Below are 13,511 nucleotides of genomic sequence, written 5' to 3' on the forward strand. Positions count from 1 at the left end.
GGGACGAGTCGGGTGTTTTGTGCCTGACTCGCCTGTCTAGCGCCAGTCCAGATAACGAAACAGTTCCTCCTCCTGATCAAAGTGCAGTCGCACGAGGGTATCCAGGCGAATCAGCTGATGCTGAATCTCATCAGCTGATGCCGTTGCGGGGGCGGAACTGAAGTCGCTGCTCATGCGCGCCAGTAAGTGGATAAGGCGAAAAATCTCCCGGTGTGCGTGGCTCATCGCCGACATCGGATCCTCGCCCGGCATGCTTCGCGTCAACAGCGGGTACAGTGTGTTTTCATCTTCGCGTTCATGCTCCGCCAGTGATGTTTGCAACTTGTCGACCAGTTGCATCAGGTCGGTCTGTGCTTGCGCAAGTGGGCGCTGGGCAAAGTCATTGGCCAGTTGGTGCAGATCGCTCAGTACGGCGGCGAGTTGCTGGTGTTCATCTTGCAGGCGATCGATATGCTCTGCGGCAAGCTTTCGTTTCCTCAGCTCCCACGACGGCCCCAATGCCCGCAAGGCGTTAATGATGATCACCACGTCAATGCCCTCCTGCACCACGGCGCCAATCAGCGGCGGCAGATAGCCGAGGGCTGCCGCTGCCATGGCCAGCAATGACATCCCCATGCCGACCAGCACGCCTTGGCGTGCGATGTAGCGGGTTCGTCGGGCAATGTCCAACGCCTCGACCAAGCGATCCAGGCGATCCACCAACAGCACAACGCCAGCGGCTTGCGCAGAAGCCGTGGCACCGCCCGCCCCCATGGCCACGCCGACGTTGGCCGCCGCCAGCGCGGGAGCATCGTTGATGCCATCGCCGACCATCAGTGTGCTGGTGTGCAGGCAACCTTGCTGTACAGCTCGCACTTTTTCCTCAGGGGTCAACCCGGCACGTAACTCGTCAATCCCGGCAGACAGCGCAATCATCTCCGCAGTTTCCAGGCGATCCCCGGTGAGCATGACGATCTTTTCGATGCCTCTATTGCGCAGTCGACGCAGCGTCTGCGGCGTTTCGCGCCGAACCTTGTCCGAGAAAACCAGCAGGCCCGCGAGTTCCCCGTCCACGTCGATGAAGCTTCCGCTGCATGCCAGGTAATCCATGTGGCGCAGCATCGCGGCGACCCAGTCGGTTGCAGCGGCGTCTTTGTGAGCAAAAGGCAACGTGCCGAAACGCACCTGCACGCCATCGACGCGCCCACAAAGCCCGGAGCCTGGGCTTTCTTCTACCGCCTGCGGGACACTGAGCGACAATTGACGCTGATGCGCCGCTTCAACAATTGCCTGGCAAACAGGATGCGTCGAGGCTTGCGCCAGCGAAGCGGCCAGGCCGAGCAGGCGTTGCGGATCGCCCAACCCGTTGACCTCTATCGACTGCAGGCGGGCATGGCCGCTGGTCAGCGTGCCGGTCTTGTCGAGAAACACCTGCTTGACCCCGGCCAGCGCTTCCAGGGTCGCGCCGTCCTTGATCAGGATCCCGCGCCGCGCCGCCCTCGAAATACCTGACATGAAGGCAATCGGCACCGCCAGAATCAAAGGGCAAGGCGTGGCCACCACCAGAACCGCCAACGCTCGCAAAGGATCGCCGCTCAATTGCCAGGCCAATCCGGCAATCAGCAATGTCAGCGGGATGAAGAACAAGGCATAGCGGTCGGCCAGTCGCACGAAAGGTGCGCGCGAACGACGTGCCTCCTCGGCCAGCCGCACGATACCGGCGTAGGTACTCTGTGCGGCTGTTCGGGTGGCGATCAGCAGGATGGGCGCACCGACGTTGGAAACGCCGCTGGGCAGTTGCTCACCTTCTCGACGGGTGACGGGCAGCGACTCACCACTGAGCGCCGATTCGTCCAGAATCGCCGCAGGACTTAGCAGCCGACCGTCGACCGGTATCACTTCCCCCAGCCGCACCAGCAATGTTTGATGCGGCTGGACCTGCTCAACGGGGACCTCACGCAAGCCGCCCTCCTCCTGCAGCCAGGCAAAGCGTGGCGCCCGGTCGATGAGCGCACGCAGCTCACGGTCAGCGCGTTGCCTGGTGAAAAACTCCAGGGTCCGTCCGGTCGCCAGCATCAAGGCAATCACCGCCGCCACCAGTGTCTGCTCAAAGACCAGGGCGGCAGTGATCGATAGCAGTGCGATCAGGTCGACACCGGCCTCGCGCCGGGCCAGGCGCCGGGCGATTTCAACGAGCAGTACCGCAGCCATCACCAGGCTTCCTGCGGCCCAGCACCTCGATGCCCAATCAGGTTCTTGCGCAACATACGCAATGCCGCCGGCCAGCAGCGTCAGTGCGGTGAGCAGCAACAGAACGGGGTCCAGCCACTTACTGAGCATCGAAGTGAGTTCCTCGAAAGCGATTTGCAGGCCTCGCTGTAAAAATATCTGTCATCGAGGTAGAGCTTAGGACGCGAATGTCTTTCGTGTCCCCGGGGCGCCTGAATTTCGGCGGCGGACACACCCTAAGTCCAGGTTGTACCAGCACAAACCAGGCGTATGCCGTCTTACTGATCTGAATCAAACACGCCTTGGACGGACACGTAGAAATTAGAGTCAGCATTCGCACCATCGCATTCGATGTGTGCAGAAACTTTCGTTTCGTGGAGGCTCCCATGGCTACGCATCTGCAAGGCACCCAACCGGTCATTCCGCCGACTGCCACACAACCCCTTGCAGGCAGTTTGCGAAAGGTGGAACCCAAGCGCCTGTCTTTGAGCCTGCTGATTGCCCTGGTGGTCGGTTCGATGATTGGCAGCGGCATTTTCAGCCTGCCGCAGAACATGGCGGCCAGTGCGGGGGCCGGGGCGATCCTGATTGGCTGGCTGATCACGGGCGTCGGCATGCTGTCGCTCGCTTTGGTCTACCAAACCCTGTCCAACCGCCAACCTGCCCTGGACAACGGTGTATTCGCCTACGCCCGCGCATTAGGCGGCGAGTTCCTCGGCTTCAACTCCGCCTGGGGCTACTGGATCAGCGCCTGGATCGGCAACGTCAGCTACCTGGTGATTTTGTTCGCGGCGCTGAGTTACTTCTTCCCGCTGTTCGGTGAAGGCAACAACAAAGCGGCGATTGCCGGCGCGTCCGTGGTGCTGTGGTCGTTGCACTGGATGATCCTCAGAGGGATGCGCACCGCGGCCCGGGCCAACGCGTTGACCACGGTAGCCAAGATCGTTCCGTTGCTGCTGTTTATCGGCCTGGTGATCGCCGCTTTCCAGCGTGAAACCTTCAACGTCGATTTCTGGGGCTCGCCCGCACTGGGCAGCACCCTCGATCAAGTCAAAAGCACCATGCTGGTGACCGTCTGGGTGTTCATCGGGATCGAAGGCGCCAACGTGTTCTCCGCCCGTGCCGCAGAACGGGCCAATGTCGGTCGCGCCACGGTCATCGGTTTTGTCATCACCCTGTTGCTGCTGATTGCGGTGTCGCTGCTGTCGCTGGGCATTCTCAAACAACCGGAACTCGCCGCCTTGAAAAACCCTTCGATGGCGGGCGTGCTTCAGGCGGTCGCCGGACCGTGGGGCGCGGTGCTCATCAGCATCGGCTTGATCATTTCGGTGGGTGGCGCCCTGCTCGCCTGGACATTGCTGGCAGCGGAATCGGTGTTCACACCGGCCAAGGAAAAGGTCATGCCGGGGCCACTCGCCGTGGAAAACACCCAGGGTGTGCCAGCCAATGCGCTGTGGATCACCAACGGCTGCATTCAACTGTTCCTGTTGCTGACGCTGTACTCGAGCGCCAGTTACCTCGCGCTGATTTCCCTGGCCACCTCGATGATTTTGCTGCCGTACCTGTTCAGCGGTCTGTACGCGCTGAAACTGACCTGGCAGGGCGAGACCTACGCCGGCCACCGAGGCCAGCAACTGCGCGACATGGCCATTGCCTTGGTCGCGACGCTGTATTGCGTGTGGCTGCTGTATGCCGCCGGGCCTAAATACATGTTGCTCAGCGCTTTGCTCTACGCCCCCGGTTCGTTGATTTACCTGGCCACCATGAAGGCTCGCCAGGGACAACCGCTCAGCGGTCCCGAGACGGGGCTGTTAATCATTATCTGGACGGCTGCAGCCTTTGCCGGCTGGATGCTGTGGTCCGGGACACTGACCTTGTAGGGCCCGGTGTTGCGTGCTTGTTCTGTCGTGGTGGACCGCCAAACGGTTTGCGATCCACCTCTATTACCCAAGAGGAGGAATTCAAAATGAGCAACAGTGAAAAAAAAGTGCCGGTTCATACCGACGACAAAGCCAGTCAGCATCCCGTGACAACAGACCTCTGGCGCCCTCTGGAAAAGCTCCGGCAGCAGGTTGATCACCTGTTCGAAGACTTCAATCGCGGCTCGGGACTGTCGCCATTCGGTCGCGGGTTGTTCGATGTCGAGCCGCTCTGGCGGCGCGAACTGATCGGTCACGGTCTGCCTGCCGTGGACATCTCCGAGAAAGACAAAAGCTACGAAATCACAGCTGAGCTTCCCGGTATGGATCAGAAAAACATTGAGATCAAACTGTCCAACGGCAGCCTGATCATCAAAGGCGAAAAGAAAGAGGACAAGGAAGAAAAAAGGAAGGGCTATCACCTCAGCGAGCGTCACTATGGCTCCTTCGAGCGGGTGTTCAACTTGCCCAAAGGTGTCGATGCCGAGAAGATCGACGCGAGTTTCAGCAAAGGCGTGCTGAGCATCTCGCTGCCGAAAAAGCCCGAAGCCATGAAAGCGGATAAAGTCGTGCCAATCAAAGGCGAGTGAATCCCAGGCTGCCCAGCCCCTGCCGGGAAACCGGCGGGGGTTTTTTTGTTCATTTAAAAAGGCTGAAGCAAGGCGCGGGTCAACGCCGCGATCACCTGTTCTCTTCGACGTGCGAGTCTGATTGTCTGACCGCCAGAATGCTGCCCTGCAACGAATACAGCGCGCGCTCCATAGTGCTGCCGATGAATCGATGAGTGCCCACACGATGCACGGTGCCCATCACCACGACGTCTGCCTGGTATTCATCGACAAATGCACTGATCACCGGCGTCGGCAGACCCATGAAAAAATGCCGGTGCTCTGGAGCAATTCCATAGCGCTCAGCCAGGGTGTTGAACGCCTGATGAAGGGACTCTCGCAACTCATCCATGAAGGCCATATTCCAGCAGCCGCTGATCAGCGGCGTATCGCCATTAAATGCAGGCGATAAGTCATAGGCGTAAAGCAGGTGCAGCGATGCGTGGCATTGCGCGGCCAGCGTATGAGCCGCCTGAATAATGGCATCGTTCACATCATGGATTTGTGTGACCGTATCGAACGGGTCCACAGCGGCGACGATCCGACGAGGCAACTCATGACGGACCTGGTTGACCAGGTGTAACGCAACGGGACATCCGCGCAGCAAATGGTAATCCAGAGGTGTGACGAACGCCCGTCCAAGTACCGGGTCCAGTGTGACATCCTTGATGACCAGGTCGGGCTTGAGCGCCTCGACACATTTCAAGATGTCGAGCAGTGGATCGCAGGTGAAGACAACTTGCACGTTCACCTCCAATCCCTGGGCATTGAGGCGCTGAAGTGTTTGGTCCTTCCAGTGGAGATAATGACGCTGATATCGCTGATCACCCTCCTCGTCTCTGTTCTCTTCCCGAGCCTTTATCGAGCCGGCGCCCATGGAGCATTGAGCGCACTGTCATAAGAGTCTGATCCAGATCATATTCAGGCGCAGCCAGGGGTGTAGAAAGAAGTGAATCGCGTGGTTTGTCACTGCGCGCCGACCTTTGAAGACGGCGGGAGGGATCGCATCATGCTCACTGTCAAAGACCATAATGATCGATCTTCCGAAGCCTATGCCAAAGTCACCGGAAAATACTGGATCGAAGCGCTCAAGGATGGTCGTCACGTGTTGATCCGGCAACTGACGGAAAAAGACCGCGAGCGTGAGTACAGCTTCATCAAACACCTATGCCCTGAGTCCCGGCACATGCGCTTTCTCGCGCAGGTCAACGAACCCGGCAACAAGCAGTGCCTGGCATACATCGCGCTGGTCCACGAAAATGGCCAATTGATCGAGATCGGCGTCAGCCGTTATGCCACCACGGGCGAATATAAGTGTGAGTGTATGGTGACAGTTGCCGATCAATGGCAGCATCTGGGGCTGGGCACGTTACTGATGGAACATTTGATCACGGCCGCGCGCAAGAACGGTTTTCACCAGATATATGCGGTCGACGCCTCCAGCAATGCGCCGATGCGCGACCTGGCCAGATCCCTTGGCTTCGAAACGCGCGACGATCCCTTCGATACCCGCCAAGTGATTCACTGCCTGTACCTGTAAAACGACTTGAGCGCTGTCGGCGTAAGCCATTATTTTTTTGCCCCCAGCGTTGCCATGTAATGGGCGACAGATTCGGCATCCGCCTCAGACAGTGAGTGATTTTTCTTCATCAGGGCGTCCCGGGGCCGCAGTTCGGTCTGTTGAAGCACCTTGATCTGGCGACTCGCATAAGCGGCATGTTGACCCGCCACGCGGGGAATCTGGCCACCTCCCTGACCGCCGGCACCGTGGCACGAACTGCACTGCGCGACGCCCGCCTCAGGCAAGCCCTGGCGAAAGATCAATTCACCGCGGGCATCGGGCGTGTCTGCATCCGCCTTCATGGGGCTCTGACTCGAAAAGTAGTCGGCCAGTTCGGCTATCTGGGTCTGCGTCAGATGGTTAAAGCCCCACATGTACTGAGTCCCGGTTTTATCACTGCGTGCATGGTCCTTGAAGTCAGCCAGCTGCAACTTCAGGTACTCTTTTTGCTGCCCGGCCAACTTGGGGAATGTTGGCGAGAAGGACTCTCCCGTCAGTCCATGGCATTGGGCGCAAACCTGGTCCGCCATGGCGATACCGGACATGGCCGACGTGGTTTGCGATGTCTCTTCACTCGTGCTGGTGCAGCCCATGAGCGCACCTACGCAGAGGGCAAGCGTCAGACGTGAGCGGTTGAAAATACTCTTCGTACCCAATGCTTCCATGATCTACGCCCCTGCTTTTAGCGGATGAATACCATCCTTCACCTACCGTTCAATTCCCTCTCCTGAAGACAGCCCTAGGCTGGAGCCTAGCCAGACGCCGACCATTTACAAGGTCAGAGGGAAATGAGCCTTCCAATCCTGCTTTCGGAATAACGCCCATCGCGTCAGATCATAGTCGGCAGCCAACGAATACTTGATGCAGACAGCTTCTCTCAAGGCTTTGCACCCTTTATTGACGAAACTCAATTGTTCATCTGGATCAAGGTGTAGGAATAATCAAACAGGTGATGAAGCGACACAAAAGCTTGCGTTTAAACACAATGTGTCGTGGACCTGCGGACTGATTTCGGGCGGTTGAGCGCAAGCGCAATACCGCTGGCAGTAACCCACCTTTGCGGGGACGACAGTCATGAACACACCCTCCCAAGACATGCTGGATAACCTGTATGGCTCACATCGGCGCATTGACCAGGCCGCCATCGCACCTCTTCTGCACCAATACGCCGAGCCTCTGCCGGCACTGGATTCCTCCGCCTTTGGTGAAATGTTCGATCGCTATGCGGATGCGCGGGTGGTGATGATCGGCGAAGCCAGTCATGGCACCAGCGATTTTTATCGAACCCGGGCAGCGATCACCCAAAGGCTGATTGAGCAGCATGGGTTCAACATCGTGGCCGTTGAAGCGGACTGGCCGGACGCGGGTCATGTCGACCAGTATGTCCGGGGATTGGCGCCCTCGGCGTGGAAACGTCACATCTTCAGCCGATTCCCGACCTGGATGTGGCGCAACACCGACGTGAGAGCATTCGCCCACTGGCTGCATCAATACAACCACACCCTCGTCTCTGAACGTCGTGTCGAGTTCCGCGGGCTGGACGTTTACAGCCTGCGCAACTCCATTCATGAGGTGCTGAGCTATCTGGACCGGATCGACCCAAAGCTGGCCCACGAAGCCCGGCGGCGCTATGGCTGTCTGACCCCATGGCAGGATGATCCCGCGTTGTATGGCCACTTCGTCGAACGTGGCGGCTTGATGCCCTGTGAGCAGCCGGTGGTCGACCAGCTCAATGCCATGCTGGCCGAACAACTGGCCGGGCTCATCCAGAACGACGAGGCGTTCTTCAATGCGGCGCAGAACGCTCGGGTGGTGCAGGCAGCGGAACAGTATTACCGTGCGATTTATCGAGGGTCGACCGCCTCGTGGAACCTGCGTGACCGGCACATGTTCGACACACTTCGTGCACTGCTTGAGCACCGGGGCCCGCAAGCCAAAGCCGTGGTCTGGGCGCACAATTCTCATATCGGCAACGCGGCCGCGACGGAGATGGGCTGGAAGGGTCAGTTCAACATCGGTCAGCTGTGCCGCAGTGCCTATGGGCGCGATGCCGTGCTGATCGGTATGAGCACCGACCGTGGCAAGGTGACCGCGGCCGATGACTGGGACGGCGACATGCTCATCAAGGACGTCCTGCCCTCTCGCCCGGACAGTTGGGAGCATCAGTTCCTCAAGGCGGGTGTACCGGCGTCATTGACCGACTGGCGAGACCCAACGCGCAAAGAGCTGCGCCGGGTGTTGTCCAAACCGTTGCTGGAACGGGCCATCGGGGTGATTTACCGCCCCGAAACCGAGCGTGGCAGTCATTACTTCGAAGCGATGTTGGCCGAACAGTTCGACGCCATGATCTGGATTGAACAGACCCAACCCGTGACAGCACTGGCGCTGCCAAAAAGCCAGGAACTCGAACCGGAAGATGAAACCTATCCGTTTGGCGTGTGACACCGATCCAGAGTTGTCAGTCGGGGCCGTGCAGATGGTGCTCGAACCAGTCGCCAGCAAGTCTGGCGACGTCCTCAAGGGCCCCGGGCTCCTCGAAAAGATGGGTAGCGCCCGCCACGATTTCCAGCTGTTGTTCACACCGCAAGGCACGACTGCTTTGCTCATTCAGCTCAAGCACCATCGGGTCCCGGGCGCCAACGATCTGCAAAGTGGGTGCCCTCACCTGGGTCAATGCCGCACCCGCCAGATCGGTGCGCCCGCCCCGGCTGACCACCGCATGCACCACCTCCGGCCGCAAGGCCGCGGCCAACAAGGCCGCCGCAGCACCGGTGCTCGCGCCAAACAGACCGATTCGTAGCGCGTGCAATTCCGCGTCCCGACTGACCCAGTCGATGACCTCCACCAGCCGCCTGGCAAGCAAGGCGATATCGAAACGAAGTTCACCGGTGAGGTTGTCCAGGCGTTGCTCCGGCTCCGTGAGCAGGTCGAACAGCAGCGACGCCAGCCCCCGTCTGGCCAGCGACTCTGCAACATATTGATTACGCGGACTTGTACGACCGCTGCCGCTGCCATGGACGAAGACCACCAGCGCGCTGGCGTTGACCGGCAGGCGCAAATCGGCTGATAACTCAACGTCCTTCACGTCCAGCTGCCGATAGTGCACCTCAATCATCGACGCTCTCCTGAGCCGAGGCACTGGCAGCAGACTCTCGCCGCCAGGACCGCGTCAACAAATCAATAACCTCTTCGTCTGAAGTCTGGGGGAAGCTCAAGTACCAGTATCCGATCGACATCATCCATTCGGGAATGAGTGGGCAGATGACTTCATTGACTTCACTGCGCAGCGCCTCCACGGTTTCCAGCGGCGCCACCGGCACGGCGACGACGATGCGAGCCGGTGCTTGCTTTCGCGCCGCGTGGATTGCCGCCATCATCGAGGCCCCGGTTGCCAGGCCGTCGTCGATCAGGATCACCACCTGATCCTTCAATCGCACGGGTGGGCGGGTTCCGCGGTACACCTGCTCACGACGCAACAGTTCCTGTGTTTCGCGCGCGAGCACGGCATCGAACGCGGCCGGAGTAATCGGGTTTGCCTGCAATGCGTCGTTATTGATGATTTGGATACCGCCACTGGCAATGGCGCCCATGGCGAACTCCGGGTGGGATGGAACGCCCAGCTTGCGGACCAGCATCAGGTCCAGGCGCACGTCCAGGGCCTTGGCCACTTCATAAGCGACGGGAACGCCGCCACGGGGCAAGGCGAGGATGATGACATCGGGTCGATGTGCATATTTGAGCAACGGTTCCACCAGACGCTGGCCGGCTTCTACCCGGTCCTTCAACGTGGTTTGCAATGAGGGGCTTTGACTCATGAAAAACCTCCTCAGGCGATGACGCCTGTCGTTTCGTTACAACTGGCCTTGCCCGATCTAGACCGCCAGAACGCTGCAGGGCACCTGGTACAGAATATGTTCGGTTGTGCTGCCCAGCAGCTTCTCCAGGCCGTGGTACTGGACTCTGCCCATCACGATCACATCCACCTGCTGCTCGCTGGCAAAATCGCTCAGCGCCGAGACCGGGTGACCGAGAATAAAATGCCGGCGATCAGAGGGTACGCCGTACCGATTGGCCAATTTGATGAACGATTGTTCCTCGGTTGTGCGCAACTCTTTGGTGATGTCTGGAAGCGCCAGCCCTCCCATGTCCGACAGATAGATCCCCGAAAGATCACAGGCATACAGCAGGTGCAACTCGGCATCGCACTGCAACGCAAGGTTGGTCGCTTGCTGAATGATCCGCTCGTTCAGCTCGGTGTTTCGCGACTCGGCATCTGAAGTGTCAACCGCCGCCACGACCTTGCGCGGCAAGGCATGGCCACTGCCGCCCACCAGATAGACCGGTATCGGGCTGTCGCGCAACAAATGCCAGTCCAGCGGGGTGAAGAACGCGCGTTTGAGCGCTGATTCGTGCTGCACTTCCTTGATCAGCAGGTCGGGCTGCATTTCCGTGACGTGATCAAGAATGTCTTGTTCCAAGTCATCGGCCCACGTCACCTCCGTCGTTATTTCGAGCCCGAGCGCGCGGAGTTTGGTGGCCTGGTTCGTCAACCAGTCGCGATGGTCCTGAAGATAGCTCTCCCGAGCCTTTTCCTGCACGCCTTCTTCAAGCAGAGACAGAATCTCCAAGGGCATTACAAACGCAGCGATATGCAAGCTCGCGCCGCTGGCCTTGGCGAGGGCGGCCGCATGGTTTATCGCAGGGGAATGGCGCAGGACCGGGTTGACGATGAGTAACAAGCGTTGATATTGGCTCATGATCTGACTCCAGACAGGTGGGACTCGACGCGCCGGATCAAGCACCAGCGTTTGATTCAGAGTCCTCCGTTGATGTCGCCCTGGCGTTGATTTATATCAAGTCCCTGCGCAAGATCGATCACCGGACGAACGCTCATGGAATGGGATTTCATTTCACCCGACTTGATCAATATCAATAGGGCCGAACCGGGCGGGATTAGGTTGGCTATGGGGCAGCATTTTTTGCTGTCCATCGGTTTTCGACTGGAGACGGCTATGTCGACCCTACTGGCGAGTCAGCGGTTGCGCTTGTACGACAGCGATGAACTCGATGGTGTACTGCAGGGCATGGCGCGCCAAGCGTCGATATTGTTACCGCCCGTTCAAGCGGCACTGATTGGCATCCAGCGCCGTGGCGAGCCGCTGGCACAGCGTTTACAGCAGCATCTTTCACGTCAGACCGGCCAGCCAGAGCTGCCGCTTTACCCCCTGAAGGTCAAGCGTTATGCCGATGACCTCAAGGTGCTGCATGCACACACGGAATTGACCGAGAACCCGCTTCTGGGCGAACTGGACCTTGCCAACACCACCCTGCTCGTTGTCGATGATGTGCTGTTTGAGGGCCATTCACTCCTGCGCACGTGTGCCTATCTGGCGCAACTGGGCGCTCGTCGGGTCTACACTGCGGTACTGGTTGACCGGCATGTCTGCCAGCAGCCGATCCATGCCGACATTATCGGCGTGCACCTGCAAGTTGCCGCCCATGACATCGTCGAATGCAACGTTCCGCCCTACGAAATGGAGTTCTGCATTGAGGTGTTACGTCATGGTGCTGCCCGATGAAGGCACAAGGATTGCCAGGTACTTGATGTCCACGTTAGCCATCCAGTTGAGGCCTGTTCGATAAGCCTCAAAGGAGCCGATGCATGCTCTCAGATCGCCCGCTTCTTTTTGCCCTGCAAGGCAGTGAGCACTATGCAGCCTTCGTCGCGCAGCGGCTTGGCTGCCAACTGGCCCTTCATGAAGAGCGCAATTATGAAGATGGCGAACATAAATGCCGACCGCTGGAGCCGGTTAACGGTCGCGAGGTCGTGGTGTTCCATTCGTTGTATGGAGATGATCGACAGAGCGCTAACGATAAGTTGTGTCGCCTGTTGTTCTTTTGCGCAGCCCTCAAGGATGCCGGCGCTCGCCATGTGCAGGCGGTAACGCCCTACCTCTGCTACGGACGCAAAGATCGCCGCAGCCAGCCTCAAGACCCGACGATCACTCGCTACCTGGCGACCATGATTGAAGCCTGCCACGTGGATCGCCTGGTTGCCCTGGAAGTGCATAATCCGGCGGCGTTCGACAATGCCTTTCGCATTCCTGCGTGGAACGTGCAGTGCACAGAATTATTCGCCGAGCATTTCGCCAGGTTCGTCGGCGACGCCGAGGTGGTGGCGGTGTCTCCGGATTCCGGTGGTGCCAAGCGCGCCGAGCAATTTCGTCAGGCCCTCGAACGACAACTGGGACGTTCAGTGGGCAGTGCGCTGATGGAAAAGCACCGTGCTCACACGACTCTGACAGGCACTCTCCTGGTTGGCGAAGTCTCGGGTAAGGCCGCCATTGTTTTCGACGACCTGATCAGTACCGGCGAAACGCTGAGGCATGCCGGCCTTGCCTGTCAAAAGGCGGGAGCCACCCGGCTGTTCGCAGCGGCGACCCATGGCTTGTTCACTGCGGGCAGCAACCTGTTCGAGCCGCCGCTATTCGAGCACGTTGCGATCTCTGACTCCGTACCTCCTTTTCGCTTGCCCCCCGAGTGCGTGACGCAGCGCTTGCACGTACTCGACACCAGCGCCCTGATAGCCAGCTTGCTGGCCGAAAATGGCGCATTGGGTTCCGTCTGAGCAGATGAAGCGCCGATCAAAGACAATGGGGAGTGCCGGCCGTTGAAAAAGATGAACATCAACAAAGCATTCACACTGATGGAACCTGGCCCGGTTGTCTTCGTCACCACAAATGATGGCCAGAAGAACAACATCATGACCATCTCCTGGACCATGGTGATGGGTTTCACACCGATTTTCGCCATGACCACCGGCCCTTGGAACTATTCATACGCTGCGCTTCTGAACACCAAGGCGTGTGTCATTTCAATCCCGACCGTCGATCTGCTGGATCGCGTTATCGCCGTGGGAACCTGTTCCGGTGCCGACACTGACAAGTTCGCAACATTCGGATTCACGCCCGTGAAAGGCAAACATGTCAGGGCACCCTTGATTAAGGAATGCCTGGCCAATATCGAATGCAAGGTTGTCGATATCATCGAGAAACACAATATCGTTATCCTCGAAGGCCTCGCCGCCTACCTCGACGACTCACGCAAAGAGACACGAACCCTTCATTCGGTGGGGGATGGTTCCTTCGTCGTGGACGGACGCAAACTGGATAGAAGAGAAATGATGCAATCGAAACTTCCAGAGGGTGTCTAGGA

12 protein-coding genes and 1 pseudogene are annotated in these 13,511 nt (G+C 58.8%); 7 read left to right on the top strand and 6 right to left on the bottom strand.

The genetic code is table 11. From position 1 onward, the window contains the following. Positions 1-36 precede the first annotated feature (36 nt). On the bottom strand, positions 37-2,319 hold the full coding sequence (locus tag ACM6IQ_RS20890) for a heavy metal translocating P-type ATPase (RefSeq protein ID WP_414879709.1): 2,283 nt from the start codon (positions 2,317-2,319) through the stop codon (positions 37-39). A gap of 275 nt (positions 2,320-2,594) precedes the next feature. Between ACM6IQ_RS20890 and arcD the strand changes: the two genes are divergently transcribed. Both arcD and ACM6IQ_RS20900 read left to right on the top strand, forming a co-directional pair. After that, the gene (gene arcD / locus ACM6IQ_RS20895; protein WP_414879710.1) at positions 2,595-4,088 is read left to right on the top strand and encodes an arginine-ornithine antiporter; all 1,494 of its coding nucleotides are present in this window, start codon (positions 2,595-2,597) and stop codon (positions 4,086-4,088) included. An 86-nt stretch (positions 4,089-4,174) separates the two neighbouring features. Beyond that, a complete protein-coding gene (locus tag ACM6IQ_RS20900) occupies positions 4,175-4,717 on the top strand; it encodes an Hsp20/alpha crystallin family protein (protein WP_414879711.1) in 543 nt (180 codons plus the stop codon). Positions 4,718-4,808: 91 nt separating this feature from the next. Here ACM6IQ_RS20900 and ACM6IQ_RS20905 read toward each other — a convergent pair. Continuing rightward, positions 4,809-5,585 (bottom strand): annotated as a pseudogene (locus tag ACM6IQ_RS20905) (universal stress protein); the annotation flags it as partial. A 159-nt stretch (positions 5,586-5,744) separates the two neighbouring features. On the opposite strand from ACM6IQ_RS20905, the gene ACM6IQ_RS20910 reads away from it, so the two are divergent. Further along, positions 5,745-6,275, top strand: a complete 531-nt coding sequence (locus ACM6IQ_RS20910) for a GNAT family N-acetyltransferase (RefSeq protein ID WP_414879712.1) — start codon at positions 5,745-5,747, stop codon at positions 6,273-6,275. Between the two features lie 29 nt (positions 6,276-6,304). Here ACM6IQ_RS20910 and ACM6IQ_RS20915 read toward each other — a convergent pair whose 3' ends face one another. Continuing rightward, the gene (locus ACM6IQ_RS20915) at positions 6,305-6,961 is read right to left on the bottom strand and encodes a c-type cytochrome (protein ID WP_414879713.1); all 657 of its coding nucleotides are present in this window, start codon (positions 6,959-6,961) and stop codon (positions 6,305-6,307) included. A 409-nt stretch (positions 6,962-7,370) separates the two neighbouring features. On the opposite strand from ACM6IQ_RS20915, the gene ACM6IQ_RS20920 reads away from it, so the two are divergent. After that, positions 7,371-8,738 (top strand): erythromycin esterase family protein, encoded by a 1,368-nt coding sequence (locus tag ACM6IQ_RS20920; RefSeq protein ID WP_414879714.1) that lies wholly within the window; start codon positions 7,371-7,373, stop codon positions 8,736-8,738. Between the two features lie 16 nt (positions 8,739-8,754). On the opposite strand, the gene ACM6IQ_RS20925 is transcribed toward ACM6IQ_RS20920, so the two are convergent. From ACM6IQ_RS20925 to ACM6IQ_RS20935, 3 genes are read right to left on the bottom strand one after another with little or no spacing between them, the layout of a single operon-like run. Continuing rightward, the gene (locus ACM6IQ_RS20925) at positions 8,755-9,411 is read right to left on the bottom strand and encodes a dienelactone hydrolase family protein (RefSeq protein WP_414879715.1); all 657 of its coding nucleotides are present in this window, start codon (positions 9,409-9,411) and stop codon (positions 8,755-8,757) included. Beyond that, the gene (locus ACM6IQ_RS20930) at positions 9,404-10,111 is read right to left on the bottom strand and encodes a phosphoribosyltransferase (protein ID WP_017338554.1); all 708 of its coding nucleotides are present in this window, start codon (positions 10,109-10,111) and stop codon (positions 9,404-9,406) included. Before ACM6IQ_RS20930 ends, ACM6IQ_RS20925 begins: the two co-directional genes overlap by 8 nt. A gap of 57 nt (positions 10,112-10,168) precedes the next feature. After that, complete coding sequence (locus tag ACM6IQ_RS20935; RefSeq protein ID WP_414879716.1) at positions 10,169-11,053, bottom strand: universal stress protein; 885 nt, start codon at positions 11,051-11,053, stop codon at positions 10,169-10,171. Positions 11,054-11,308: 255 nt separating this feature from the next. Between ACM6IQ_RS20935 and ACM6IQ_RS20940 the strand changes: the two genes are divergently transcribed. The 3 genes from ACM6IQ_RS20940 to ACM6IQ_RS20950 all read left to right on the top strand — a co-directional run bounded on the left by ACM6IQ_RS20940 (position 11,309) and on the right by ACM6IQ_RS20950 (position 13,509). Continuing rightward, positions 11,309-11,875, top strand: coding sequence for a phosphoribosyltransferase family protein (locus tag ACM6IQ_RS20940; protein WP_031318863.1), 567 nt, complete (start codon positions 11,309-11,311; stop codon positions 11,873-11,875). An 83-nt stretch (positions 11,876-11,958) separates the two neighbouring features. After that, entirely contained in the window at positions 11,959-12,924 is a 966-nt protein-coding gene (locus tag ACM6IQ_RS20945) for a ribose-phosphate diphosphokinase (protein WP_414879717.1), read from the top strand. Between the two features lie 51 nt (positions 12,925-12,975). Beyond that, complete coding sequence (locus tag ACM6IQ_RS20950; protein WP_414879861.1) at positions 12,976-13,509, top strand: flavin reductase family protein; 534 nt, start codon at positions 12,976-12,978, stop codon at positions 13,507-13,509. Positions 13,510-13,511 lie beyond the last annotated feature (2 nt).

It is taken from the genome of Pseudomonas sp. IT-P100, from assembly GCF_949767185.1.
Lineage (GTDB): Bacteria > Pseudomonadota > Gammaproteobacteria > Pseudomonadales > Pseudomonadaceae > Aquipseudomonas > Aquipseudomonas fluorescens_B.